Source organism: Pseudomonas sp. B21-015, assembly GCF_024749285.1.
Classification (GTDB): Bacteria; Pseudomonadota; Gammaproteobacteria; order Pseudomonadales; family Pseudomonadaceae; genus Aquipseudomonas.
On record NZ_CP087196.1, the window covers coordinates 5547847 to 5570963 of the forward strand.

The 23117-nt window shown below is 58.4% G+C and carries 19 protein-coding genes; 15 read left to right on the forward strand and 4 right to left on the reverse strand.

The window, feature by feature from the left end:
* Positions 1 to 204: 204 nt before the first annotated feature.
* The 7 genes from LOY38_RS25460 (at position 205) to LOY38_RS25490 (ending at position 9045) form a co-directional block, all read left to right on the forward strand.
* Positions 205 to 1806, forward strand: a complete 1602-nt coding sequence (locus LOY38_RS25460) for an ABC transporter substrate-binding protein (protein ID WP_258697574.1) — start codon at positions 205 to 207, stop codon at positions 1804 to 1806.
* A 171-nt stretch (positions 1807 to 1977) separates the two neighbouring features.
* The gene (locus tag LOY38_RS25465) at positions 1978 to 3393 is read left to right on the forward strand and encodes an OprD family porin (RefSeq protein ID WP_258697575.1); all 1416 of its coding nucleotides are present in this window, start codon (positions 1978 to 1980) and stop codon (positions 3391 to 3393) included.
* Positions 3394 to 3468: 75 nt separating this feature from the next.
* Positions 3469 to 5064 carry an ABC transporter substrate-binding protein gene (locus tag LOY38_RS25470; protein ID WP_258697576.1) on the forward strand — a complete coding sequence of 532 codons (1596 nt, stop codon included), beginning with the start codon at positions 3469 to 3471 and terminating at the stop codon, positions 5062 to 5064.
* 73 nt (positions 5065 to 5137) lie between these two features.
* On the forward strand, positions 5138 to 6148 hold the full coding sequence (locus tag LOY38_RS25475; protein ID WP_258697577.1) for an ABC transporter permease subunit: 1011 nt from the start codon (positions 5138 to 5140) through the stop codon (positions 6146 to 6148).
* Between the two features lie 11 nt (positions 6149 to 6159).
* Positions 6160 to 7086, forward strand: coding sequence for an ABC transporter permease subunit (locus LOY38_RS25480; RefSeq protein WP_258697578.1), 927 nt, complete (start codon positions 6160 to 6162; stop codon positions 7084 to 7086).
* A 10-nt stretch (positions 7087 to 7096) separates the two neighbouring features.
* Positions 7097 to 8065 carry an ABC transporter ATP-binding protein gene (locus LOY38_RS25485; RefSeq protein WP_258697579.1) on the forward strand — a complete coding sequence of 323 codons (969 nt, stop codon included), beginning with the start codon at positions 7097 to 7099 and terminating at the stop codon, positions 8063 to 8065.
* Positions 8065 to 9045, forward strand: coding sequence for a peptide ABC transporter ATP-binding protein (locus LOY38_RS25490; RefSeq protein WP_258697580.1), 981 nt, complete (start codon positions 8065 to 8067; stop codon positions 9043 to 9045). The genes LOY38_RS25485 and LOY38_RS25490 overlap by 1 nt, the downstream gene beginning before the upstream one ends.
* Before the next feature lie 158 nt (positions 9046 to 9203).
* Here the strand turns inward: LOY38_RS25490 and LOY38_RS25495 are convergent, their stop codons facing one another.
* Complete coding sequence (locus LOY38_RS25495) at positions 9204 to 9428, reverse strand: hypothetical protein (protein WP_258697581.1); 225 nt, start codon at positions 9426 to 9428, stop codon at positions 9204 to 9206.
* Positions 9429 to 9666: 238 nt separating this feature from the next.
* A complete protein-coding gene (locus LOY38_RS25500) occupies positions 9667 to 11250 on the reverse strand; it encodes a peptide chain release factor 3 (RefSeq protein WP_258697582.1) in 1584 nt (527 codons plus the stop codon).
* A 429-nt stretch (positions 11251 to 11679) separates the two neighbouring features.
* On the opposite strand from LOY38_RS25500, the gene LOY38_RS25505 reads away from it, so the two are divergent.
* The 7 genes from LOY38_RS25505 (at position 11680) to LOY38_RS25535 (ending at position 19034) form a co-directional block, all read left to right on the forward strand.
* Positions 11680 to 12396 carry an ABC transporter permease gene (locus LOY38_RS25505; RefSeq protein ID WP_258697583.1) on the forward strand — a complete coding sequence of 239 codons (717 nt, stop codon included), beginning with the start codon at positions 11680 to 11682 and terminating at the stop codon, positions 12394 to 12396.
* Between the two features lie 20 nt (positions 12397 to 12416).
* On the forward strand, positions 12417 to 13310 hold the full coding sequence (locus LOY38_RS25510; RefSeq protein WP_258697584.1) for a glycine betaine ABC transporter substrate-binding protein: 894 nt from the start codon (positions 12417 to 12419) through the stop codon (positions 13308 to 13310).
* Between the two features lie 12 nt (positions 13311 to 13322).
* Positions 13323 to 13976 carry an ABC transporter permease gene (locus tag LOY38_RS25515; RefSeq protein ID WP_258697585.1) on the forward strand — a complete coding sequence of 218 codons (654 nt, stop codon included), beginning with the start codon at positions 13323 to 13325 and terminating at the stop codon, positions 13974 to 13976.
* Positions 13973 to 15130: a betaine/proline/choline family ABC transporter ATP-binding protein gene (locus LOY38_RS25520; protein WP_258697586.1), complete on the forward strand. Its 1158-nt coding sequence runs from the start codon at positions 13973 to 13975 to the stop codon at positions 15128 to 15130. Before LOY38_RS25515 ends, LOY38_RS25520 begins: the two co-directional genes overlap by 4 nt.
* A 466-nt stretch (positions 15131 to 15596) precedes the next feature.
* A complete protein-coding gene (locus LOY38_RS25525; protein WP_258697587.1) occupies positions 15597 to 16760 on the forward strand; it encodes a type III PLP-dependent enzyme in 1164 nt (387 codons plus the stop codon).
* Positions 16761 to 16935: 175 nt separating this feature from the next.
* Positions 16936 to 18000 carry an alpha-xenorhabdolysin family binary toxin subunit A gene (locus LOY38_RS25530; RefSeq protein ID WP_258697588.1) on the forward strand — a complete coding sequence of 355 codons (1065 nt, stop codon included), beginning with the start codon at positions 16936 to 16938 and terminating at the stop codon, positions 17998 to 18000.
* Positions 18001 to 18035: 35 nt separating this feature from the next.
* Positions 18036 to 19034, forward strand: a complete 999-nt coding sequence (locus LOY38_RS25535) for an alpha-xenorhabdolysin family binary toxin subunit B (protein WP_258697589.1) — start codon at positions 18036 to 18038, stop codon at positions 19032 to 19034.
* A gap of 50 nt (positions 19035 to 19084) precedes the next feature.
* Here LOY38_RS25535 and LOY38_RS25540 read toward each other — a convergent pair whose 3' ends face one another.
* The gene (locus tag LOY38_RS25540; protein ID WP_258697590.1) at positions 19085 to 19843 is read right to left on the reverse strand and encodes a tetratricopeptide repeat protein; all 759 of its coding nucleotides are present in this window, start codon (positions 19841 to 19843) and stop codon (positions 19085 to 19087) included.
* A gap of 1 nt (position 19844) precedes the next feature.
* Positions 19845 to 20525 (reverse strand): Fe2+-dependent dioxygenase, encoded by a 681-nt coding sequence (locus LOY38_RS25545; RefSeq protein WP_258697591.1) that lies wholly within the window; start codon positions 20523 to 20525, stop codon positions 19845 to 19847.
* A 206-nt stretch (positions 20526 to 20731) separates the two neighbouring features.
* Here LOY38_RS25545 and LOY38_RS25550 point away from each other — a divergent pair, with 206 nt between their 5' ends.
* A complete protein-coding gene (locus tag LOY38_RS25550) occupies positions 20732 to 22990 on the forward strand; it encodes a TonB-dependent siderophore receptor (RefSeq protein ID WP_258697592.1) in 2259 nt (752 codons plus the stop codon).
* The last annotated feature ends 127 nt before the right edge of the window (positions 22991 to 23117 follow it).

Sequence of the window (23117 nt, forward strand, 5' to 3'; positions counted from 1 at the left end):
GGTTAGGACGCGTTGCCTTTTCCTACGAGTCTTTAGGACTCAGCGCATTTACTGCCAGACCCACGGCACCTACCGTCGGGTTCTGACCAGTGACTGCGTGGGCTATCGGTTTGCTGCCCCGTATTGGTTTGAGCTCAATGCAGCCACAACGTCCCCGGACGGGATCCCGGCGCATTGAATAACACTACAAAAAGAGGGAGCGTCATGCGCCATACCTTGGTTTTATCCGCATTGCTGGGCACCGGCCTGCTGGCCGCCACTTCCATCAGCCAGGCCGCCAACAACAGCCTGGTGTTCTGCTCCGAAGGCAGCCCCGCCGGTTTCGATACCGCGCAGTACACCACTGCGACCGATAACGACGCCGCTGAGCCGCTGTACAACCGATTGGCAGAGTTTGAAAAAGGCGCCACCAACGTCGTACCAGGCCTGGCAACGAACTGGGATATTTCCGAGGACGGTCTCAAGTACACCTTTCACCTGCGCGAAGGGGTGAAATTTCACACGACCAAATACTTCACGCCGACCCGCGACTTCAACGCCGACGACGTGCTGTTCACGTTCAATCGCATGCTCGATCCGCAGCAACCCTTCCGTAAGGCTTATCCGACCGAGTTCCCGTATTTCAACGGCATGAGCCTGAACAAGAACATCGCCAAGGTCGAGAAGACCGGGCCGCTGACCGTGGTGATGACGCTCAACAGCGTCGACGCCGCGTTCATCCAGAACATCGCCATGAGCTTCGCCGCCATCCTGTCCGCCGAGTACGCCGACAAACTGCTCGCCGAAGGCAAGCCGAGCGACATCAACCAGAAGCCGATCGGCACCGGGCCGTTCGTGTTCAAGAGCTATCAGAAAGACGCCAACATCCGTTACAGCGGCAACAAGCAGTACTGGGACCCGAGCCGGGTCAAGCTCGACAACCTGATTTTCGCCATCAACACCGACGCCTCGGTGCGCGTGCAGAAACTCAAGGCCAACGAATGCCAGATTACCCTGCACCCGCGCCCCGCCGACGTGACCGCGCTGAAGAACGACCCGACCCTCAAGCTCATCGAGAAGCCCGGCTTCAACCTCGGCTACATCGCCTATAACGTGCGCCACAAACCGTTCGACCAGCTCGAAGTGCGCCAGGCACTGGACATGGCGGTGAACAAACAAGGCATTCTCAACGCTGTCTACCAAGGTGCCGGTCAACTGGCGGTCAACGCCATGCCGCCGACCCAATGGTCCTACGACGAAACGATTAAAGACGCCGCCTACAACCCGGAAAAAGCCAAGGAACTGCTCAAGGCTGCCGGCGTCAAGGAAGGCACCGAGATCACCCTTTGGGCCATGCCGGTTCAGCGTCCGTACAACCCCAATGCCAAGCTGATGGCCGAAATGCTCCAGGCGGATTGGGCGAAGATCGGCCTCAAGGTCAAGATCGTCAGCTACGAATGGGGCGAGTACATCAAGCGCACCAAGAACGGCGAGCACGACATCAGCCTGATCGGCTGGACCGGTGACAACGGCGACCCGGACAACTGGCTCGGCACGCTCTACAGCTGCGACGCCATTGGCGGCAACAACTACTCCATGTGGTGTGATCCAGCCTACGACAAGCTGATCAAGCAGGCCAAAGTCGTCACCGATCGCGACCAGCGCACCGTGCTCTACAAACAGGCGCAACAGTACCTCAAGCAGCAGGTGCCGATCACGCCAGTCGCCCATTCAACGGTTAACCAGCCGTTGAGCGCCAAAATCGAAGGATTCAAGGTGAGTCCTTTCGGTCGCAACGTGTTCTCGGGTGTCAGTATCGACCAATAACCCATTAGCCAGAAACGCTGGGGGCGGATTCCGCCCTCACGCAAGCGTATTGCCGTAATTCGTCAATCTGGCCTGTAGCAAACGTTTGCGATGCCTTGAATGTGTTCTGAACCAAATAGCCGGATCACCCAAAAAGACCGGCATTAAAAAAGAAAGAAAGGAGCTTCACCCATGAAACTGAGCAGCACCGCGTTATTGGCCTTGGCCATCAGCAGCGTGACCGCCACGGCGTACGCAGAATCCCAGAGCCAGGCGTTCACCCCGGTTACCGTGAAAGAGAAAAGCGCCCAAAGCGAAGCCACTGGTTTTGTCGAAGGCCAGTCGATCACCGGCAGCACGCGTAACTGGTACGCCAACGAGCATTTCAAGCGGGGTGCGACACTCAACTACCGTCAGAATGGTGAAACGCGCCAGACTGACCGTCGCATCAACTGGCTGCAAGGCACAATCATCAAGTACAACTCGGGGTTCACTGAAGGCACCGTCGGCTTCAGCACCGAAGTAGCGGCCTACAACGCCATTGCCCTGGATCGTGATCGCAAGGATCTGGCGTCCAACAACGGCGGTGCGCCGACCACGCGTCCTGGCGCGGGTAACAACCGTACGCTGACCAAAGAAGGCGGCGACGCCGTCGGCCAGTGGAGCAAACTGGGCCTGGCCAACGTCAAGGCCCGTATCTCCAACACCACGCTGACCGCCGGTCGCCAGAACTTCAGCAGCCCGCAGGTAGACGTTATCGGTAACCGTGCCCTGCCTTCGAGCTTCGAAGGTGTGACCCTGCACAGCGAAGAGCTGGAGAACCTGTCCTTCGACCTCGGCACCTTCGACCGCAACTCACCGCGTACCGAACAAAGCCAGCGCAAGTTCCGTTCCGAATACGGCGACACCAATGCCGAGGCCGATCACGTCCACACTGCCGGTATCACCTACCAGCCGTTCGCCAGCCTGACCACCAGCCTTTGGGGCACCCAGGCTGAAGACTTGTGGAATCAGTACTACTTCGGCGCCACCCATGTACTGGGCGACAGCCAGGTCCTGAGCCTGACCACCGGCCTGAACTACTACAAAACCGTGGATGAAGGTAAAGCCAAGCTCGGCCAGATCGACAACGACACCTACTCCCTGTCGTTCGGCCTGACCCACCAGGCCCACAGCCTGACCTTCTCGTACCAGGAAGTGAACGGTAACGAGTACTTCGACTACCTGCACGAAACCAACGGCATCTACCTGGCCAACTCCCTGCTGTCGGACTTCAACGGCCCGAACGAGAAGTCCTTCCAGATCGCCTACGGCCTGAACATGGCCGAATACGGCGTGCCAGGCCTGAAGTTCAACATCTACCAGGCTCGCGGCTGGGGTATCGACGGTACTCACTACAACAGCACCGGCTACACCGATGTGAAGGCGATGGACGGCGAGCACCACTATGAATACGGCATCGGTGCTTCGTACGCCGTGCAGAGCGGCCCACTCAAGGCCACCGCTATCCGTGCGACGTACACCGCGCACCGTGCCAGCGAAAACCAGGCGGACGGCAGCCTCAACGAGTTCCGTCTCGTGACCACCATCCCGTTCAACATTTTGTAAAACCCATGCCTGCGGCTGACTCATGACGAGTCGGCCGCCTGGCTTTTCCGTTCAACCGATTGCAGAGGGCTCTAGATGAAAATGCTTCCCCTACGAGCAGCCATCGCTGCCGCGTTGCTGAGTGTCGCCGTTGGCGTCTCGGCCAAACCCTTGGTGGTCTGTACCGAAGCCAGCCCGGAAGGCTTCGATATGGTCCAGTACACGACTGCAGTCACAGCCGATGCGGTGGCCGAAACCATCTTCAATCGTCTGGCGGACTTCAAGCCCGGCACCACTGAAGTGATCCCGGCACTGGCCGAGTCCTGGGACATCAGCGACGACGGTCTGACCTACACATTCCACCTGCGCAAAGGCGTCAAGTTTCACACCACCGACTACTTCAAGCCGACTCGCGACATGAATGCCGACGATGTGGTCTGGAGCTTCCAGCGCCAGCTGGACCCGAATCATCCATGGCACAAGAAATCGAGCGTGGGCTTCCCGTACTTTGAAAGCATGGGCTTCAAGGAACTGCTCAAAAGCGTCGAGAAAGTCGACGACAATACGGTCAAATTCAACCTGACCCGCCGTGAAGCGCCGTTCCTGGCCGACATCGCCATGGCCTTCTCCTCGATCTACTCCGCCGAGTACGCCGATCAGTTGCTCAAGGCCGACAAGACCGGCGACCTGAACAACAAGCCAGTCGGCACCGGCCCGTTTGTCTTCCAGCGTTACGCCAAAGACGCTCAGGTCCGCTTCAAGGCCAACCCGGACTACTTCCGTGGCAAGCCACCGGCTGACGCGCTGGTGCTGGCGATTGCCACCGACAACAACGTACGCCTGCAAAAGCTCAAGGCCAACGAGTGCCAGATCGCGCTGTATCCGAAACCGGATGACATCCCGAGCATCAAGAAAGACGCCAACCTGAAGGTCGATGAACTGAACGCGATGACCGTTTCCTATATCGCCATGAACACCACCCACAAGTACATGAGTGATGTGCGGGTGCGCAAAGCGATCGACATCGCGTTCGACAAAGAAGCTTATGTCAACGCGCTGTTCGGCAAAGGCAATGCGACAGTGGCGGTCAACCCCTACCCGGACACCCTTCTGGGCTACAACCATAAACTGACCAACCCGCCTCGCGACCTCGACAAGGCTCGCGCCCTGCTCAAGGAAGCCGGTGTACCGGATGGCACCACGTTCACCCTGTTCACCCGTAACGGCGGCGGCACGACCAACCCGAACCCGATGCTCGGTGCGCAGATGATGCAGGCCGACCTGGCCAAGGTCGGGATCAAGGTCGATATTCGTGTCATGGAATGGGGCGAAATGCTCAAGCGCGCGAAAAACGGCGAGCACGATATGGTGTCCGCTGGATGGGCTGGCGATAACGGTGACCCGGATAATTTCCTGACGCCTATGCTCAGTTGTGAGGCGGCCAAGAACGGCGAAAACTACGCTCGCTGGTGCAATGAAAAGTTCCAGGCGCTGATCGACGAAGCGAGGGCTAAAGTGAACCCGGACGAACGCGCGGCGCTCTACGAACAGGCCCAGGCCATTTTCAACCAGGACCAGCCATGGATCAGCATGGCGCACACCCGCATGTTCACTGCAATGCGCACCAATGTAGAGGGCTATCAAATTAGCCCCCTCACCACTAATAACTTCGCCACCACCCAGGTGAAGTAGATAAAAAACGCCCGGCATCGCTGACCCCAGCGCCGCCGGGCACGCCTAACCGGCTGATGAGGTACAACACACGATGTTTAGTTTTATTGCCCGCCGACTGGGATTACTGATCCCCACGTTCTTCGGCATCACCTTGCTGACTTTCGCGTTGATCCGCATGATTCCTGGCGACCCCGTAGAAGTGATGATGGGAGAACGTCGGGTCGACCCCGAAATGCATGCTCAGGCAATGGAACGCCTAGGTCTGAACAAACCGCTGTATGCCCAATACCTGGATTACATTGGCAAACTGGCCCACGGCGATCTCGGCGAATCCCTGCGTACCCGTGAAAGCGTGTGGAGTGAATTCAAGGTGTTGTTCCCGGCCACCTTCGAGCTGTCGATGGCGGCCCTGTTATTTGCCGGAGTCCTCGGACTGCTGGCCGGTGTAATCGCCGCGTTGAAGCGAGGATCCCTGTTCGACCATGGGGTCATGGGCATCTCCCTCACGGGATACTCGATGCCGATCTTCTGGTGGGGCCTGATCCTGATTATGTTCTTCTCGGTCAGCCTGGGTTGGACGCCGGTCTCCGGGCAGAACGACTTGTTGATCGACGTGGAGCGCAAAACCCATTTCATGCTGATCGACACCTGGCTCAGCGATGAACCGGGCGCGCTACTCGACTACCTGCATCACTTGATCCTGCCGGCCATCGTGCTGGGCACCATTCCGCTAGCGGTGATTGCCCGGATGACCCGTTCCTCCATGCTTGAAGTGCTGCGTGAGGACTACATCCGCACCGCTCGGGCCAAAGGCCTGTCGCCGGCACGCGTCGTGTTTGTCCATGGCCTGCGCAACGCGTTGATTCCGGTGCTGACCGTGGTCGGCCTGCAAGTCGGCACACTGCTGGCTGGCGCTGTTCTGACCGAAACGATCTTCTCCTGGCCCGGCATCGGCAAATGGCTGATCGAAGCCATCGGCGCCCGGGACTATCCCGTCGTGCAAAACGGCATCTTGTTGATTGCCTGCATCGTGATCCTGGTTAACTTCGTGGTGGATATCCTCTACGGCTTTGCCAACCCACGCATTCGTCACCAGCGCTGAGGTAAATACCCATGAGCACTCCAACTTCCTCAGCAGTCACGTCTACCTCCGCCGTGGATCAAAGCCTGCTGTATCCATCACCGTACAAAGAGTTCTGGCATGCATTTTCGAAGAATAAAGGCGCCGTGGCCGGCCTGATGTTCTTCACCCTGATTGTGTTCTGCGCGATTTTTGCCCCTTGGGTTGCGCCGCACAATCCAAGCGAGCAATACCGTGATTTTCTGCTGACGCCTCCGGTGTGGCTCGATGGCGGGCAATGGCGCTTTTTCCTCGGCACCGATGAACTGGGCCGCGACCTGCTGTCGCGCTTGATTCACGGCTCGCGCCTGTCGCTGTTGATCGGCCTGTCCTCGGTGGTCATGTCGCTGATTCCCGGCATCATGATGGGATTACTGGCCGGGTTCTTCCCACGCGTGCTCGGCCCGACCATCATGCGTCTGATGGACATCATGCTGGCGCTGCCGTCCCTGCTGCTGGCCGTGGCGATTGTCGCCATCCTCGGCCCTGGCCTGATCAACACCGTGATCGCCATCGCCGTGGTGTCCCTGCCGTCCTATGTTCGTCTGACCCGCGCCGCGGTGATGGGCGAGCTGAACCGCGACTACGTGACCGCCGCGCGCCTGGCCGGTGCCGGTCTGCCACGCCTGATGTTCATCACCGTGCTGCCCAACTGCATGGCGCCGCTGATCGTGCAGGCAACCCTGAGCTTTTCCTCGGCGATTCTCGATGCCGCGGCACTGGGCTTCCTCGGCCTTGGCGTACAACCGCCAACCCCTGAGTGGGGCACCATGCTGGCTTCGGCCCGCGACTACATCGAACGCGCCTGGTGGGTGGTGAGCTTGCCTGGTTTGACCATTTTGCTCAGCGTGCTGGCAATCAACTTGATGGGCGACGGCCTGCGCGATGCGCTGGACCCGAAACTCAAGAACGCCGCCTGAGGAGATTCAAATGTCACTGTTAGAAATCAAGAATCTCAACGTTCGCTTCGGCGACGCCAACGCTGTTCCGGTGGTCGACGGTCTCGACATAACCGTGGACAAGGGCGAAGTGCTGGCCATTGTTGGCGAATCGGGTTCCGGCAAGTCCGTGACCATGATGGCGCTGATGGGCCTGATCGAGCACCCGGGGATCGTCACTGCCGATGCCCTGAATTTCGACGGCAAGAACATGCTCAAGCTCAGCAACCGTCAGCGTCGGCAAATCGTCGGTAAAGACCTGGCCATGGTCTTCCAGGACCCGATGACCGCACTGAACCCGAGCTACACCGTCGGTTTCCAGATCGAAGAAGTGCTGCGTCTGCACCTGAAGATGTCCGGCAAGCAAGCCCGCAAGCGCGCCATCGAACTGCTGGAAAAAGTGGAAATCCCGGGCGCCGCCAGTCGTATGGATGCCTACCCGCATCAGCTCTCCGGCGGTATGAGCCAGCGCGTGGCGATTGCCATGGCGATTGCCGGCGAACCGAAACTGCTGATCGCCGACGAACCGACCACCGCGCTCGACGTCACGATTCAGGCGCAGATCATGGACCTGCTGCTGGCCCTGCAGAAAGAGCAGAACATGGGCCTGGTGCTGATCACTCACGACCTCGCGGTCGTGGCCGAAACCGCCCAGCGCGTGTGCGTGATGTACGCCGGCCAAGCGGTTGAAGTCGGTCAGGTGCCACAGCTGTTCGATATTCCGGCGCATCCGTACAGCGAAGCACTGCTGGCGGCGATTCCGGAACACAGCATGGGTGCCGCGCGCCTGTCGACATTACCGGGCATCGTTCCCGGTCGTTACGACCGCCCGCAAGGCTGCCTGCTGTCGCCGCGCTGCCCGTATGTGCAAGACAACTGCCGCGTGCAACGTCCGGCCCTTGACCAGAAAAGTAACAGCCTCGCCCGCTGCTTCTACCCGTTGAACCAGGAGGTGGCGTAATGGCCGTCGTACTTACCGCCCGCGACCTGACCCGTCACTACGAAGTGTCCCGTGGCCTGTTCAAGGGCCATGCGATCGTGCGCGCCCTCAACGGTGTGTCGTTCGAACTGGAAGCCGGCAAGACCCTCGCCGTTGTGGGCGAATCGGGCTGCGGTAAATCCACCCTGGCCCGCGCCCTGACGCTGATCGAAGAACCGTCCTCCGGCTCCTTGAAAATCGCCGGGCAGGAAGTCGCCGGCGCTAACAAGGCCCAGCGCAAGCAACTGCGCAAAGACGTGCAGATGGTGTTCCAGAGCCCGTACGCGTCGTTGAACCCACGGCAGAAGATCGGTGATCAGCTTGCAGAGCCATTATTGATCAACACCAACCTCAGCGCCTCGGAACGTCGCGACAAAGTCCAGGCGATGATGAAGCAGGTGGGCTTGCGTCCCGAGCACTACCAGCGCTATCCGCACATGTTCTCTGGCGGTCAGCGCCAGCGGATCGCCCTGGCCCGCGCAATGATGCTGCAACCGAAAGTGCTGGTGGCGGACGAACCGACCTCGGCGCTGGACGTGTCGATTCAGGCACAGGTGCTCAACCTGTTCATGGATTTGCAGCAAGAGTTCAACACCGCCTACGTGTTCATCTCCCACAACCTCGCCGTGGTGCGCCACGTCGCCGATCACGTGATGGTGATGTACCTCGGCCGGCCGGTGGAAATGGGCCCGAAAGAGGACATCTACACCCGTCCTCTGCACCCGTACACCCAGGCGCTGCTGTCGGCCACTCCGACCATCCACCCGGATCCGGACAAACCGAAAATCAAGATCGTTGGCGAATTGCCCAACCCGCTGAACCCGCCGTCCGGCTGCGCCTTCCACAAGCGCTGCCCGTATGCGACCGAGCGCTGTGCCATCGAAGAGCCGGCCCTGCGCCTGCTCGACACCCGCCAGGTGGCTTGCCACTACGCCGAGCAATTCCTCGACGGCGCGGCATAAAAAATGTGGGAGCGAGCCTGCTCGCGATAGCGGTGTGCAGACTGTCATGACGCCTTCGCGAGCAGGCTCGCTCTCACAGGGATACTTGACCTGTTCACCACCCCCTTCCGCCGGATTGCGCATCAGTCCGGCAGGAGGGGTTTTCTTTTGTCTGTCATTTACGTTTGCTTGTCTTCCTCATCCTCATCGGTGTCTGGGTCGTCAGTGGTCGAGTCGTCATCGTCTGTTTGGGACGCAGCGATCATCAACTGGCTGTGCGTACCTTGCCCGTACCAGGCCTGCTGCTCATCATGGTTCGTGCATTGCGCCCATGCCGCCGACGTGCCGATGGACAGCATCACCAAAACCTTAAGCAGCAACATAATGCGTTGAAAAATGCTCATAGCCGATTCCATCCTTTGTTGGGTGAAGCATGGGACGCCTGACAGGTGCTGAGTGAAATCTAGTTCCGATTGACCGGGTTCTCCAGACAGGACGCTACCGGGTAGCAGAAAATGCCACTGGCAAGGAGATTTGTTTGGAATAGGTGTTATGCCGAACCGATATTACTGTGGCCCGAGGCAGATACCAAAAAGCCCCGCAGCTTTCGCAACGGGGCTTTTGATTTTCGCAACTCAGCGCTTAGTGATGCTCACGCGTCGCACGGAATTTCACGTCCGGCCAGCGCTCTTCCATCAGCGCCAGGTTGACCCGGGTCGGGGCCAGGTAGGTCAGGTGACCGCCGCCGTCCAGTGCCAGGTTTTCCACAGCCTTGTTGGAGAATTCCTCAAGCTTCTTCTTGTCGCTGCACTCGATCCAGCGCGCGGAATACACGGTGATCGGCTCGTAGGAGCACTCGACCTTGTATTCCTCTTTCAAGCGGCTGGCGACCACATCGAACTGCAGCACGCCGACCGCGCCGAGGATGATGTCGTTGCTGCGCTCGGGGAAGAACACCTGGGTGGCGCCCTCTTCCGCCAACTGCTGCAAGCCCTGGCGCAGTTGCTTGGATTTCAGCGGATCACGCAGGCGCACGCGACGGAACAGTTCCGGGGCGAAGTGCGGGATGCCGGTGAAGCCCAGGGCTTCACCTTCGGTGAAGGTGTCACCGATCTGGATGGTGCCGTGGTTGTGCAGACCGATGATGTCGCCAGCGAAGGCCTCTTCCAGTTGCTCACGCTCGGAGGAGAAGAAGGTCAGCGCGTCGCCGATCCGTACGTCCTTACCAGTGCGTACGTGGCGCATCTTCATGCCTTTTTCGTACTTGCCGGAGCAAATGCGCATGAAGGCGATGCGGTCGCGGTGTTTGGGGTCCATGTTCGCCTGGATCTTGAACACGAAACCTGAGAACTTCTCTTCCACCGGTTCCACGGTGCGCTCGTTGGCGACTCGGGCCAGCGGTTTCGGTGCCCAATCGACCACGGCGTCGAGCACGTGATCGACACCGAAGTTGCCCAGTGCGGTACCGAAGAACACCGGGGTCAGTTGGCCGTCGAGGAATTCCTGTTGATTGAATTCGTGGCAGGCGCCCTGCACCAGTTCCAGCTGTTCGACGAAGCGATCGTACTCGTCGCCCAAGTGCGCGCGGGCTTCGTCGGAGTCGAGCTTCTCGATGATTTTCACATCGGTGCGCTCGTGGCCGTGGCCGGCGGTGTAGACAATGATGTAGTCGTCGGCGAGGTGATAAACGCCCTTGAAGTCGCGGTAGCAACCGATCGGCCAGGTGATCGGCGCCGCCTTGATTTTCAGGACCGCTTCGATTTCGTCGAGCAGTTCGATCGGGTCGCGGATATCACGGTCGAGTTTGTTGATGAAGCTGACGATCGGCGTGTCACGCAGACGGCAGACGTCCATCAGCGCGATGGTGCGTGGCTCAACACCTTTACCGCCGTCGAGCACCATCAAGGCCGAGTCCACCGCCGTCAGGGTGCGATAGGTATCTTCGGAGAAGTCTTCGTGGCCCGGGGTGTCGAGCAGGTTGACCATGTGGTCGCGATACGGGAACTGCATGACCGACGTGGTAATGGAAATACCCCGTTGTTTTTCCATTTCCATCCAGTCGGAGGTGGCATGGCGGTCGGACTTGCGAGACTTCACCGTGCCGGCTACCGCAATCGCCTTGCCCATCAGCAAGAGCTTCTCGGTGATGGTGGTTTTACCGGCATCGGGGTGGGAAATAATGGCGAAAGTGCGGCGTTTCGCGACTTCGGCGGCCTGTTTGGTCATGGGAAATCGCCTGGCGGTGATTCAAAAAAGGGCGGCGAGTATAGCTTAAAAAGTGACCTACGGACCACCATCCACAGGGCTGACGGAGGTTGCGATCCAACGTAGGAGCTGCCGAAGGCCGCGATCTTTTGATCTTCGCTTCTAAAAGCAACATCAAAAGATCGCAGCCTTCGGCAGCTCCTACGCGGTGGCTAAATGCTGCTGATTATGGAACCTTTTAAAAGGTGGAGGCGTCCACTCCCCTGTTACGACCCATCGTCAGGGGCTGAAAAATCAGCAAGTCAGCCTGACGAGGCTGCGCTTATGGCTCGATTTCATGCGGTTTCATCAGCGTGTAGAGCTGCTTCTCGCGAACGTTGTTTTCCCGGCAGCCAGGCATGGCATTGCCACTCGGGACTGCGTCCGCCGACTGAAAAAAGGAGTCCGCCTGTGGCTATTCGCTATGGCAAAGGGCTGACAGGAGGTGCGGTTGTCGTCGCCCTTCTGGCCCTGCTGATCCACTGGATTGGCATCAACACGATCGAACAGTACCGCGACGATTTGTTGTTTTACCTGCAAGCTCATCTGATTCTCGTCCTCGTTTCCATGCTGGCCGCCCTTGTAGTGGGCATACCCGCCGGCATCTTCCTCAGCCGCCCGACCATGGTTGGCCGCGCCGAACGTTTCATGCAGATCTTCAACATCGGCAACACCGTGCCGCCTCTCGCCGTACTGGCCATCGCCCTGGGTATCCTCGGCATTGGCAGCGGTCCTGCGATTTTCGCTTTGTTCCTCGCCTCACTGTTGCCGATTGTGCGCAACACCTACGAAGGGCTGAAAAACGTCCAGGGTTCACTCAAGGAAGCGGCCGTCGGCATCGGCATGACGCCGACTCAGGTGCTGTGGCGGGTCGAACTGCCGAACGCCGTGCCGATCATCATCGGTGGCGTGCGCGTGGCGCTGGCGATCAACGTCGGTACCGCACCGCTGGCGTTCCTGATCGGCGCCAACAGCCTGGGCAGCCTGATTTTCCCCGGTATCGCCCTGAACAATCAGCCGCAACTGCTGCTCGGCGCGGCGTGCACCGCCCTGCTGGCCTTGCTGCTCGACGGTCTGGTGACACTCGCCAGCCGCCTCTGGCTCGAACGCGGCCTGCGCCCGTCTTAAGCCCCGGCAAAGGAATTTTCATGAAGACATCAAGCTTTTTACTAGGCTGCGTTCTGCTGTTCGCAGGATTTGCCCAAGCCGCTGAAAAACCCGTGATCCGCATTGGCGCCCGGGTGTTCACCGAACAAACCCTGCTGGCGGAAATCACCTCCCAATACCTGCGCGCCAAAGGTTACGACACTCAAGTGACGGGCGGTCTGGGCAGCAACCTCGCCCGCAGCGCCCACGAAAGCGGTCAGCTGGATTTGATGTGGGAATACACCGGCGTGTCGCTGGTGGCTTACAACCACGTCACTGAAAAACTCGACAGCGCTCAGTCCTACGCCAAGGTGAAAGCACTCGACGAAAAAAAAGGCCTGATCTGGCTGACCCCGTCGAACTTCAGCAACACCTACGCCCTGGCGCTACCGGAAAAAACCGCGAAGGCTTACCCGCAGATCAACACGATCAGCGAGCTGAACACAGTGTTGCAGGCTGAGCAGAAGCAAAATCATCTGGTAGCGCTGGATACCGAATTCGCCAACCGCTCCGACGGTCTGGCCGGCATGGTTGACCTCTACGGCATGAACCTGACCCGCAACAACATCCGCCAGATGGACGCCGGGCTGGTCTACACCGCCCTGCGTAACGGCCAAGTGTTTGCCGGTCTGGTTTACACCACCGACGGTCGCCTGAACGCCTTCAAGCTCAAGTTGCTCGAAGACGACAAGCATTACTTCCCGGACTACACCGCCGCGCCGGTGGTGCGCCAGGCCTACCTCGATGCCCACCCGAAACTCACCGAAGAGCTCAAGCCACTGGCCCAGCTGTTCGACGACGCCACCATGCGCCAGCTCAATGCACGGGTCGATGTCGATCACGAAAGCCCTTCATCGGTTGCCGCAGATTTCCTGCGCCAGCATCCGTTGAACTAAAGAGGAAAAGTCATGGAATTTCTCAACGCCTTTTCCCATCTCGACGGGCCGCAGGTTTTGCACCTGACCTGGCAGCACATCACCCTGGTCGGCATCGCGGTAACACTGGCGATTCTGGTCGGCGTGCCACTGGGCATCCTGATGACACGCTTCCCGACACTGGCCGGCCCGTTGCAAGCCAGCGCTACGGTGTTGCTGACCGTGCCATCGATTGCGCTGTTCGGCCTGCTGCTGCCGTTCTACTCGAAATTTGGCCAGGGCCTCGGCCCGATGCCGGCGATCACCGCCGTGTTTCTGTATTCGCTGCTGCCGATCATGCGTAACACCTACCTGGCACTGACCGGCGTGGAACCCGGCATTCGCGAAGCCGCCCGTGGTATCGGCATGACCTTCGGCCAGCGCCTGCGCATGGTCGAACTGCCCATCGCGGTGCCGGTGATCCTCGCCGGCGTACGCACCGCCGTGGTGATGAACATCGGCGTGATGACCATCGCCGCGACCATCGGCGCCGGCGGCCTTGGTGTACTCATTCTCGCTTCCATCAGCCGCAGCGACATGTCGATGCTGATTGTCGGCGCCGTGCTGGTCAGTCTTTTGGCCATCTTCGCCGACCTGCTTCTGCAATGGCTGCAACGCACGCTGACTCCAAAAGGACTGCTCAAATGATCGAACTTCAAAACCTCAGCAAGACCTTCCAAAGCAACGTCAAAGATGTGAAAGCCGTGGACTCGGTGAGCCTGACCGTCAATGAAGGCGAGATCTGTGTGTTCCTCGGGCCATCGGGCTGCGGCAAAAGCACCACGCTGAAAATGATCAACCGTCTGATCAAGCCGACCTCGGGCAAGATCCTGATCAACGGTGAAGACACCACTGACCTCGACGAAGTGACCCTGCGTCGCAACATCGGTTACGTGATCCAGCAGATCGGTCTGTTCCCGAATATGACCATCGAGGAAAACATCACCATCGTTCCGCGCCTGCTCGGCTGGGACAAACAGAAATGCCATGACCGCGCCCGCGAGTTGATGAGCATGATCAAGCTTGAGCCCAAGCAGTACCTGACTCGCTATCCCCGTGAATTGTCCGGTGGCCAGCAGCAACGGATCGGCGTGATTCGAGCGCTGGCGGCGGATGCGCCGCTGTTGCTGATGGACGAACCGTTCGGCGCGGTCGACCCGATCAACCGCGAGATGATCCAGAACGAGTTTTTCGAAATGCAACGGGCGCTGAACAAGACCGTGATCATGGTCAGCCACGACATCGACGAAGCGATCAAGCTCGGCGACAAGATCGCGATTTTCCGCGCCGGCAAACTGTTGCAGATCGACCACCCGGACACCTTGCTCGCGCATCCGGCGGACGACTTTGTCAGCAACTTCGTCGGCCAGGACAGCACGCTCAAGCGTCTGTTGCTGGTGAAGGCTGAAGATGCGGCGGACAACGCGCCATCGGTAAGCCCGGAAACCCCGGTGGCCGATGCACTTGAATTGATGGACGAACTGGACCGTCGCTACGTGGTGGTCACCTGCGCCGAGAACAAGGCCTTGGGCTACGTGCGTCGGCGCGACCTGCATCGCCAGGCCGGCACCTGCGCGCAATACCGGCGCGAGTTCAACGCCACCGCGGCCTACGACGAACACCTGCGCATCCTGTTGTCGCGCATGTACGAGTTCAACCGCTCGTGGCTGCCGGTGATGGACGCCGAGCGGGTGTTTCTGGGGGAAGTGACTCAGGAATCGATTGCCGAGTATTTAAGCTCTGGCAAGTCCCGTGGGGGCAAGACCAGCATTGTTTCGCCGGCTGAGACTGCTGTCGCCTGATCTGACGCCTTCGCGGGCAAGCCCGCTCCCACAGGGTTCTTGGCGTACACAAGATTTGTGTACGACAGAAATCACTGTGGGAGCGGGCTTGCCCGCGATTGGGGGCACTACAAACCCCTCTGACACTCCTCAAATATCCCTTCTACGGGAACATCACACTGTCATGCAGGTCGGTTACATCAGTAGCTGTCGGGGACCGCACGACGGAAGCGTGCAAAAACGCGACATTTTTTGTTGATCTCAAGCCCCTCACGCCCTAAAGTTCGCGCCGAACGTCCATGCTGGAAACGATCCATCCGGCTCAAGTACTGACGACGAGACAGCAAGGCCAAGGGAAAGCACCGCCTCCCATGGCCTTTTTGCTTTCGGCGACATGCCTTGGGAAGTAGGCGAACCAAAGTGGGGATACGGAGGACGTTCATTTGCACCCATTGTTAATTTCAGTTTGCCAGTAGGAGTTCCCAGCATGTCGATCAACGTCGAAGACTATTTCGCGCGCGATACCTTCAACAAAATGAAGGCCTTCGCCGACAAACAAGAAACCCCGTTCGTGGTGATCGACACCGCGATGATCGCCCAGGCCTATGACGACCTGCGCGCCGGTTTCGAATTCGCCAAGGTCTACTACGCGGTAAAGGCCAACCCGGCCGTGGAAATCATCGACCTGCTCAAAGAGAAAGGCTCGAACTTCGACATCGCCTCGATCTACGAGTTGGACAAAGTGCTGAGCCGCGGCGTCGGCCCGGATCAGATCAGCTACGGCAACACCATCAAGAAATCCAAAGACATTCGTTACTTCTACGACAAAGGCGTTCGCCTGTACGCCACCGACTCCGAAGCCGACCTGCGCAACATCGCCAAGGCAGCTCCGGGCTCGAAAGTCTACGTACGTATCCTGACTGAAGGCTCGACCACCGCCGACTGGCCACTGTCGCGCAAATTCGGCTGCCAGACCGACATGGCCATGGACCTGCTGATCCTCGCTCGCGACCTGGGTCTGGTGCCATACGGCATCTCGTTCCACGTCGGTTCGCAGCAACGCGACATCAGCGTCTGGGACGCGGCGATCGCCAAGGTCAAAGTGATCTTCGAACGCCTGAAAGAAGAAGACGGCATTCAACTGAAGCTGATCAACATGGGCGGCGGCTTCCCGGCCAACTACATCACCCGCACCAACAGCCTGGAAACCTACGCTGAAGAAATCATCCGTTTCCTCAAGGAAGACTTCGGCGACGACCTGCCGGAAATCATCCTGGAGCCAGGCCGCTCGCTGATCGCCAACGCCGGCATTCTGGTCAGTGAAGTGGTGCTGGTGGCGCGTAAATCCCGTACCGCCGTCGAGCGATGGGTGTACACGGATGTGGGCAAGTTCTCCGGCCTGATCGAAACCATGGACGAAGCCATCAAGTTCCCGATCTGGACCGAGAAGAAAGGCGAGATGGAAGAAGTGGTCATCGCCGGCCCAACCTGCGACAGCGCCGACATCATGTACGAAAACTACAAGTACGGTTTGCCGTTGAACCTGGCTATCGGTGATCGCTTGTACTGGTTGTCGACCGGTGCTTATACCACCAGTTACAGCGCTGTTGAGTTCAATGGCTTCCCGCCGCTGAAGTCGTTCTACGTGTAAACGTAACGCGCCCACAAAAAAGCCCGTGATAAATCACGGGCTTTTTTGTGGGCGATAGTTTTTAAAAAACATTAACTAACAACAACTAAAAACCGGTTACAGACAAAACATACACTTATTCTGAAAGCACCATTACCTTAGCCACTCGGACCACATATTAAATGGAATTAGACAAATGCAAACCCATAGCAACCCACCGACACCCATCATTACTAAAGACGACATCCAAAAAATCAAGCGCTATGTAACCACCGCCAAGGCCCTGCCCATTACCCTGAACGAAGTTGAGCAACAATTAAACGCCCAAAAGACCGGCATTATCGGACTGGAACCGTTTGATGTGCTCAGCCTATATCACAAGATCATCAACAACGCCAATTCGTGGACAGATATAGAGTCTTCCATGAAGCGCGTAAGTGGCAGTCTTGCGACGTTCTCGGAAGATCTGGAAAGTTTTGGCCAGGACATTATCGACGCCATTGTGACCATGCCAGGTTATCAGAACTACATAGGCACGCTCGACAATATGAGCGAGGAAGAGATCAGCCTTCTTCCCCCGCTCGAAATTGGTCGAACGAAAAAAAACCGCTTTGGTTCAATCCAGGAATCTCTGAAATTTATCGCCAGTTCGATTGATGAAAAAAAGTTGAGCAGCCTGGATGTCCTGACCCGTCTGAAGTTTTTCAAGGACGAGATGAGTAACGAAGTCCAGCCCGGCATCGGCTCCAAATTGAAACTGGCCAATAGTGAAGACATCAACAGGCAAATCACGGCGCTGAACAAGGTAATCGACGAAGCCCAGAAGCGCATCGACGAAAAGATGCGGGAAACCTCGCCCAATTTCTTTGATTACATTTTCTCCGGCTACAGCCCGGTAGGTTTCCTGCACTCCGGCAACCTTGAACTATTGCAGAAAACCCACGTGGCGCCGCTGCTCAGGCAGCGTGAACAGCTGACGCAGCAAATCAAACAGAAAAGCATTCTCGCCGGCACCCTGGTGGAACTTCACGGCGACCTGGACAGTTTACTGACCTACGTTCAGGGTGCAATCACCAGCACCGCACAACTTGAAACCTTATGGATCTCGATCTCTGAATACATTAATGCCTCCAGAAACAAAGTTGCAGGCATTAACGACTTTCTAACCCTGAGAAGTTTTGTTTCCAGTCTCAAGATCATTCTCAAAAACTGGAAAACCATTCAGAACAATGCGAACACGATGATTGTCGCGTTCGACTAACCACGCCTTATAAAAACCGAAAAAAGGATTTCCCCATGACTAATTTTGCTTATGCTATTCCTGACTTCGCCCAGCTTCGTGAAAGCCGCGCGGCCATTCGTTATCAGTCGATCGTCGGTTCCGCCAACCTGTACATCAAAGCTTTGAGTGACGAATTGATCAGCCTCAACGCCGCTATCAGCAGCACCGATCAACTGGTCGCCAACGCCATTACGTCAGCTATAACCGCGCTGGAAACCGATGATCTTCGCGAAAACCTGGAAGCGCTGGCGGTATTGAACGCTCGTGAGCCAGACCACAATACTAAAAAAGCAATTGCGCTCTATTCGAAAATTGCCAACCAACTGATGGAAATGTGCACTGACCAACTGTCACAACTGCACATTAAATTACACACCGGACTGTTCAATGTTCAGAGCGTGTCCATCAGTGACAATCGGTTCAGGCTTGCCGAACTGGCTGATTCCCGGATCGGCCTGGCCAAAGAACTGAGCGTCGAACAGGCGGCGCTGAACGAAGTGGTCAGTGACGAACGCATCTTGAATGAAGCGATCAAGCTGTTCGAAAAGATGACGTTTATCGATCGTATCAAGCCCCTTTTTGAACAACTGGCTGGACTGGCCGGCAAGCCTCAAACACCGGAGACCGCCGCGATGGAAGCTGGATTGGCAGTCGCCTTCAAGTTTCTGGATGAGGCCAATGAGTTGGTCAAGTACAGGGATTTGCTGAGGGCACGGCAGATTGTCCAGACTCGCATTGGCCAGCGACAGGAACGAGTGTCATCGCTGGAACAACAACTGCGCACCAACGAAAACCACACTCGACAGCTCAATGACACGCAGAAGGTCATTCCTCACCAACACACCTACGTCAGTGAAACCACCAAACTGGTCGATACACTGTCGATGTTCCTTAAGTCGATCATGCCTGGCACTGACGATGACATGTTGAAAACCGGTGAGCGCCTGATCGAACGTAGTCAGAGTTTGCTCGCGTACATGAATATTCTGCAGGGTCGCTGGTTACGCGGTTGATCTCATCCGTTGCCGCCCATCTGACGGTGGGCAGCAACGGAAGATGTCGGCTAACGCCCGGAAAGCTTAGCCATATGCGTGCGATAAGCCTGGCCCATCGCACGTATCTGCGGATGACAAGCGCCGAGCAGCGACTCACTGCTGACCCGCAGAAAATTCAGATTGCCGCCGACCAGCGCCCTCTCCAGCCACACGAGCGCTTCATCGACATGGCCTTCATCAGCCAGCACCGTGGCATAACTGAACTGCCCCCGAAAATCCCCACCCTCGGCCGAACGCCGATACCAGTCGCGAGCCCCTGCCAGATCCGCCGGGCACACCTGCCCTTCTTCCAGATAACGCCCCAGCAGATTCATCGATTTGGCGTGGCCTGCCTCAGCGGCGCGTTGATACAACGCCAGTGCCTGAAGATGATCCTCAGCCACACCGCGCCCGGTCGCCAGCAGATTGGCGAAGTTGTACATCGCCCAATCCAGTCCGGCCTCTGCCGCGACTCGATAATGCCGTGCAGCCACCGAAGCATTGACCAGGCAACCCCAACCCTGTTCATGGCAACGCCCAAGCATATTGCGCGCCATCAGATGACCTTGGCCCGCGGCGATCTCGAACCAGCGCAGAGCCAACGGTTGATCCTGAGCGATGCCCTGACCGTCGAGCAGAATCTGCCCGAGCAACGCCTGCGCTTCGAGCACGCCTTCGCCGGCGGCCAGCAGAATCGCCTGGGCCGCGCGGGCCGGGCTTTCTGCGAGCATGGCCGTAAACCGCTCGCCGTCGAGGACTTCCTCGCGGCGCAAACGAAAGTCCGCCACTTTACACCTCGACCCAGCGGCGCAACAGGTTGTGGTAGGTGCCAGTGAGACGAATCAGTGAAGGATGCTCGGGCATGTCCTGGGTCAGCTGCTGAATCGCCCCGTCCATCTCGAATAGCAAGGCGCGCTGGCTGTCTTCACGCACCAGGCTCTGGGTCCAGAAAAACGAGGCGTAGCGGGTTCCGCGCGTAACCGCGTTGACCTTGTGCAGGCTGGTGCCGGGGTACAGGACCATGTCGCCGGCCGGTAACTTCACGCGCTGGGTGCCGAAGGTGTCCTGGATTTCCAGTTCGCCGCCGTCGTAGTCCTCCGGTTCACTGAAGAACAGCGTCGCCGACAGGTCGGTGCGCACCCGCTCGATGCTGCCCTTGGGCTGACGCACGGCGTTGTCGATGTGGAAGTCGAAACTGCCACCGGCCGTGTAACAGTTCAGTAACGGAGGGAAGACCTTGTGCGGTAACGCCGCTGACATGAACTGCGGATTTTTCCACAACCGTTCGAGCATCGCAGCACCGATCTCCTGGGCCAGCGGGTGACCTTCAGGCAGTTGCAGATTGTGCTTGGCCTTGGCCGACTGGTAACCGGCGGTAATCTTGCCATCGGCCCAATCCGCCTGCGCCAGGGCCTCGCAAATGCGCTGCACTTCTTCTTTCGCGAACACGCCGGGAATGTGCAGCAACATGGACAGACACCTGAAGGCAAAGGGATGCCAATGGTATTGATTCTTATTGCCTGTGTAAAACCCGAGTGACGAATGAAACCGTAAAAACCGTAAAGGTAAATTGTAAAGAATGTAAATTCGTCGCGAATAGCAATGTTTCGCAATTGATACAAATACGTATTTACCCTATATTCCGCGGCCTCAAATCCTTGGGGAGGGGAATTCACATGTCACGCCAACAACTACAATTACCGGTCGGTTCACCACGTTTGCTCGCGTCTGCAATTGGCGTGGCGATCACCGCCGGCTCTGCGGGCCATATGGTTTTCGCGGCCGAGAAGACCGATGAAAAGGCACCCGGCAATACGATTTCCCTGGACGCGACCAGCGTTGTAGGCGAGCAGGATGACACCTCCTACAAGACCGATACCTCGGCCTCCAAGAAGTACACCGCGCCACTGCGCGAGACGCCGAAAAGCGTCACCGTGATCCCGCAACAAGTGATTCGCGACACCGGCGCCACCAGCCTGGTCGACGCCCTGCGCACCACCCCGGGCATCACCTTCGGTGCCGGCGAGGGCGGCAACCCGGCCGGCGATCGTCCGATCATTCGCGGCTTCAACGCCGAAAGCGACACGTTCGTCGACGGCATGCGCGACCCGGCGTCCCAGAGCCGCGAGATCTTCAACGTTGAATCGGTCGAAGTCAGCAAGGGCCCGGGGTCAGCCTTCACCGGCGCCGGTTCCACTGGTGGCAGCCTGAACCTGGTGAGCAAGACCGCCAAGCTGGGCAACGCCTATAACGGCGGCTTCACCTGGGGCTCGGACCAGACCAAGCGCACCACCCTCGATCTGAACCAGCAGATGACCGACACCTCGGCCGTGCGCCTGAACCTGATGAAACACGAAGCCAACGTCGCCGGCCGTGATGCCGTGGACGTCAGCCGTTGGGGTGTGGCGCCGTCCTTCGCCTTCGGCCTGGGCACCGATACCCGTCTGACCGTCGGCTACTACCACGTCGAAACCGACGACATGCCCGACTACGGCATCCCGCTGACCTTGAGCCCCAACCGCAGCAAGTACAACGTCGACAAGCCGGCCAACGTTAACCGCGACAACTTCTACGGCCTCACCGGTCGCGACTATCGCCAGACCAGCAACGACAGCGGCACGATCAAGATCGAACACGATCTGAACGATAGCCTGACCGTGTCGAACAGCTTCCGCATGTCCCGTTCGACCCTGGACTACATCGTCACCAACCCTGACGACAGCAAGGGCAACGTGGCCAATGGCAGCGCTTACCGTGGCGCGAAGACCCGTAACTCGACGTCCAGCGGCTGGATCAACCAGACAGACCTGAGCGCCAAGTTCAACACCGGCGCTATCGAGCACAGCCTGGTGACTGGCCTGGAGTTCTCCTATCAGGACACCCACAACCGCCCGTACCTCCTGACCTCCACCGCCAGCGGCACCCGCTGCAACCGCGCCCTGTTCAACTCCGGCGACTGCACCAGCCTGTACAACCCGACGCCTGGGGATAACTGGAATGGCACGATCACCGACAGCAACGCCTTCACCGACACCGACACCAAAACCGCCGCGGCGTACGTGTTCGACACTCTGAAGTTCAACGAGCAATGGTCCCTGAACCTGGGCCTGCGTTATGACAACTATCAGGTTGAATCCAGCGGCTTCGCCAACGCCAGCAGCACGGCCCCAGCGGGCAGTTTCTCCCGTGAGAACACCAGCGACCTGGTGAACTACCAGATCGGCGTGGTCTACAACCCGTTGCCTAACGGCAGTATCTACGCGGCGTACTCGACCTCCAGCAACCCGGCCGGCGAAACCAGCGGCAACGGTGGCCTGGAACTGGCGGCGAACAACAGCAATCTGGACCCGGAAAAAAACCGCAACTACGAGATCGGCACCAAGTGGGACTTCTTCAATGACAACCTGTCGCTGACCGCCGCGCTGTTCCGCACCGAGAAAACCAATGCGCGTATCAACGATCCAAGCGGCGGCACCACTCAAGTGCTGGACGGCGAACAGCAGGTCAATGGCCTGGAGCTGGGCTACACCGGCAAGCTGACCCATAACTGGAGAGTCTTCGGCGGCTACACCTACATGGACAGCGAAGTGGTCAAAACCACCCTCGCCGCCGATGAAGGCAACCACATGCCAAGCACCCCACGGAACAACTTCACGTTCTGGTCGACCTACGACCTGGTGCCGGACAAGTTGACCGTCGGTGCCGGTGCGACCTTCGTCGATTCCCAGTTCGGCAACGTCGCCAACTCGGTGGAGATCCCGTCCTACTGGCGTTACGACGCAATGGCCAGCTACCGCCTGACCAAGAACGTCGACCTGCAACTCAACGTCCAGAACCTGACCGACAAGCGTTACTTCGACCAGATACTCCAGAACCACTACGCCCACGTGGCGGCGGGCCGTACCGCCCTGCTGAGCGCCAACTTCCACTTCTGATCCTGTGGGAGCGAGCCTGCTCGCGAATACGGTGTCTGTCGCACTTTATCTGTCGTGGCTGACATAGCCTTCGCGAGCAGGCTCGCTCCCACACTAGAGTGGTGGGCAAGACGCCCTGGCCCCGTTC

Coding starts and splice junctions, on each gene's coding strand:
- LOY38_RS25465 (WP_258697575.1), top strand. CDS start 1,978: ATGAAACTGAGCAGCACCGCGTTATTGGCCTTGGCCATCAGCAGCGTG.
- LOY38_RS25485 (WP_258697579.1), top strand. CDS start 7,097: ATGTCACTGTTAGAAATCAAGAATCTCAACGTTCGCTTCGGCGACGCC.
- LOY38_RS25495 (WP_258697581.1), bottom strand. CDS start 9,428: ATGAGCATTTTTCAACGCATTATGTTGCTGCTTAAGGTTTTGGTGATG.
- LOY38_RS25510 (WP_258697584.1), top strand. CDS start 12,417: ATGAAGACATCAAGCTTTTTACTAGGCTGCGTTCTGCTGTTCGCAGGA.
- LOY38_RS25470 (WP_258697576.1), top strand. CDS start 3,469: ATGAAAATGCTTCCCCTACGAGCAGCCATCGCTGCCGCGTTGCTGAGT.
- LOY38_RS25500 (WP_258697582.1), bottom strand. CDS start 11,250: ATGACCAAACAGGCCGCCGAAGTCGCGAAACGCCGCACTTTCGCCATT.
- LOY38_RS25515 (WP_258697585.1), top strand. CDS start 13,323: ATGGAATTTCTCAACGCCTTTTCCCATCTCGACGGGCCGCAGGTTTTG.
- LOY38_RS25460 (WP_258697574.1), top strand. CDS start 205: ATGCGCCATACCTTGGTTTTATCCGCATTGCTGGGCACCGGCCTGCTG.
- LOY38_RS25490 (WP_258697580.1), top strand. CDS start 8,065: ATGGCCGTCGTACTTACCGCCCGCGACCTGACCCGTCACTACGAAGTG.
- LOY38_RS25475 (WP_258697577.1), top strand. CDS start 5,138: ATGTTTAGTTTTATTGCCCGCCGACTGGGATTACTGATCCCCACGTTC.
- LOY38_RS25545 (WP_258697591.1), bottom strand. CDS start 20,525: ATGTTGCTGCACATTCCCGGCGTGTTCGCGAAAGAAGAAGTGCAGCGC.
- LOY38_RS25525 (WP_258697587.1), top strand. CDS start 15,597: ATGTCGATCAACGTCGAAGACTATTTCGCGCGCGATACCTTCAACAAA.
- LOY38_RS25530 (WP_258697588.1), top strand. CDS start 16,936: ATGCAAACCCATAGCAACCCACCGACACCCATCATTACTAAAGACGAC.
- LOY38_RS25480 (WP_258697578.1), top strand. CDS start 6,160: ATGAGCACTCCAACTTCCTCAGCAGTCACGTCTACCTCCGCCGTGGAT.
- LOY38_RS25520 (WP_258697586.1), top strand. CDS start 13,973: ATGATCGAACTTCAAAACCTCAGCAAGACCTTCCAAAGCAACGTCAAA.
- LOY38_RS25535 (WP_258697589.1), top strand. CDS start 18,036: ATGACTAATTTTGCTTATGCTATTCCTGACTTCGCCCAGCTTCGTGAA.
- LOY38_RS25550 (WP_258697592.1), top strand. CDS start 20,732: ATGTCACGCCAACAACTACAATTACCGGTCGGTTCACCACGTTTGCTC.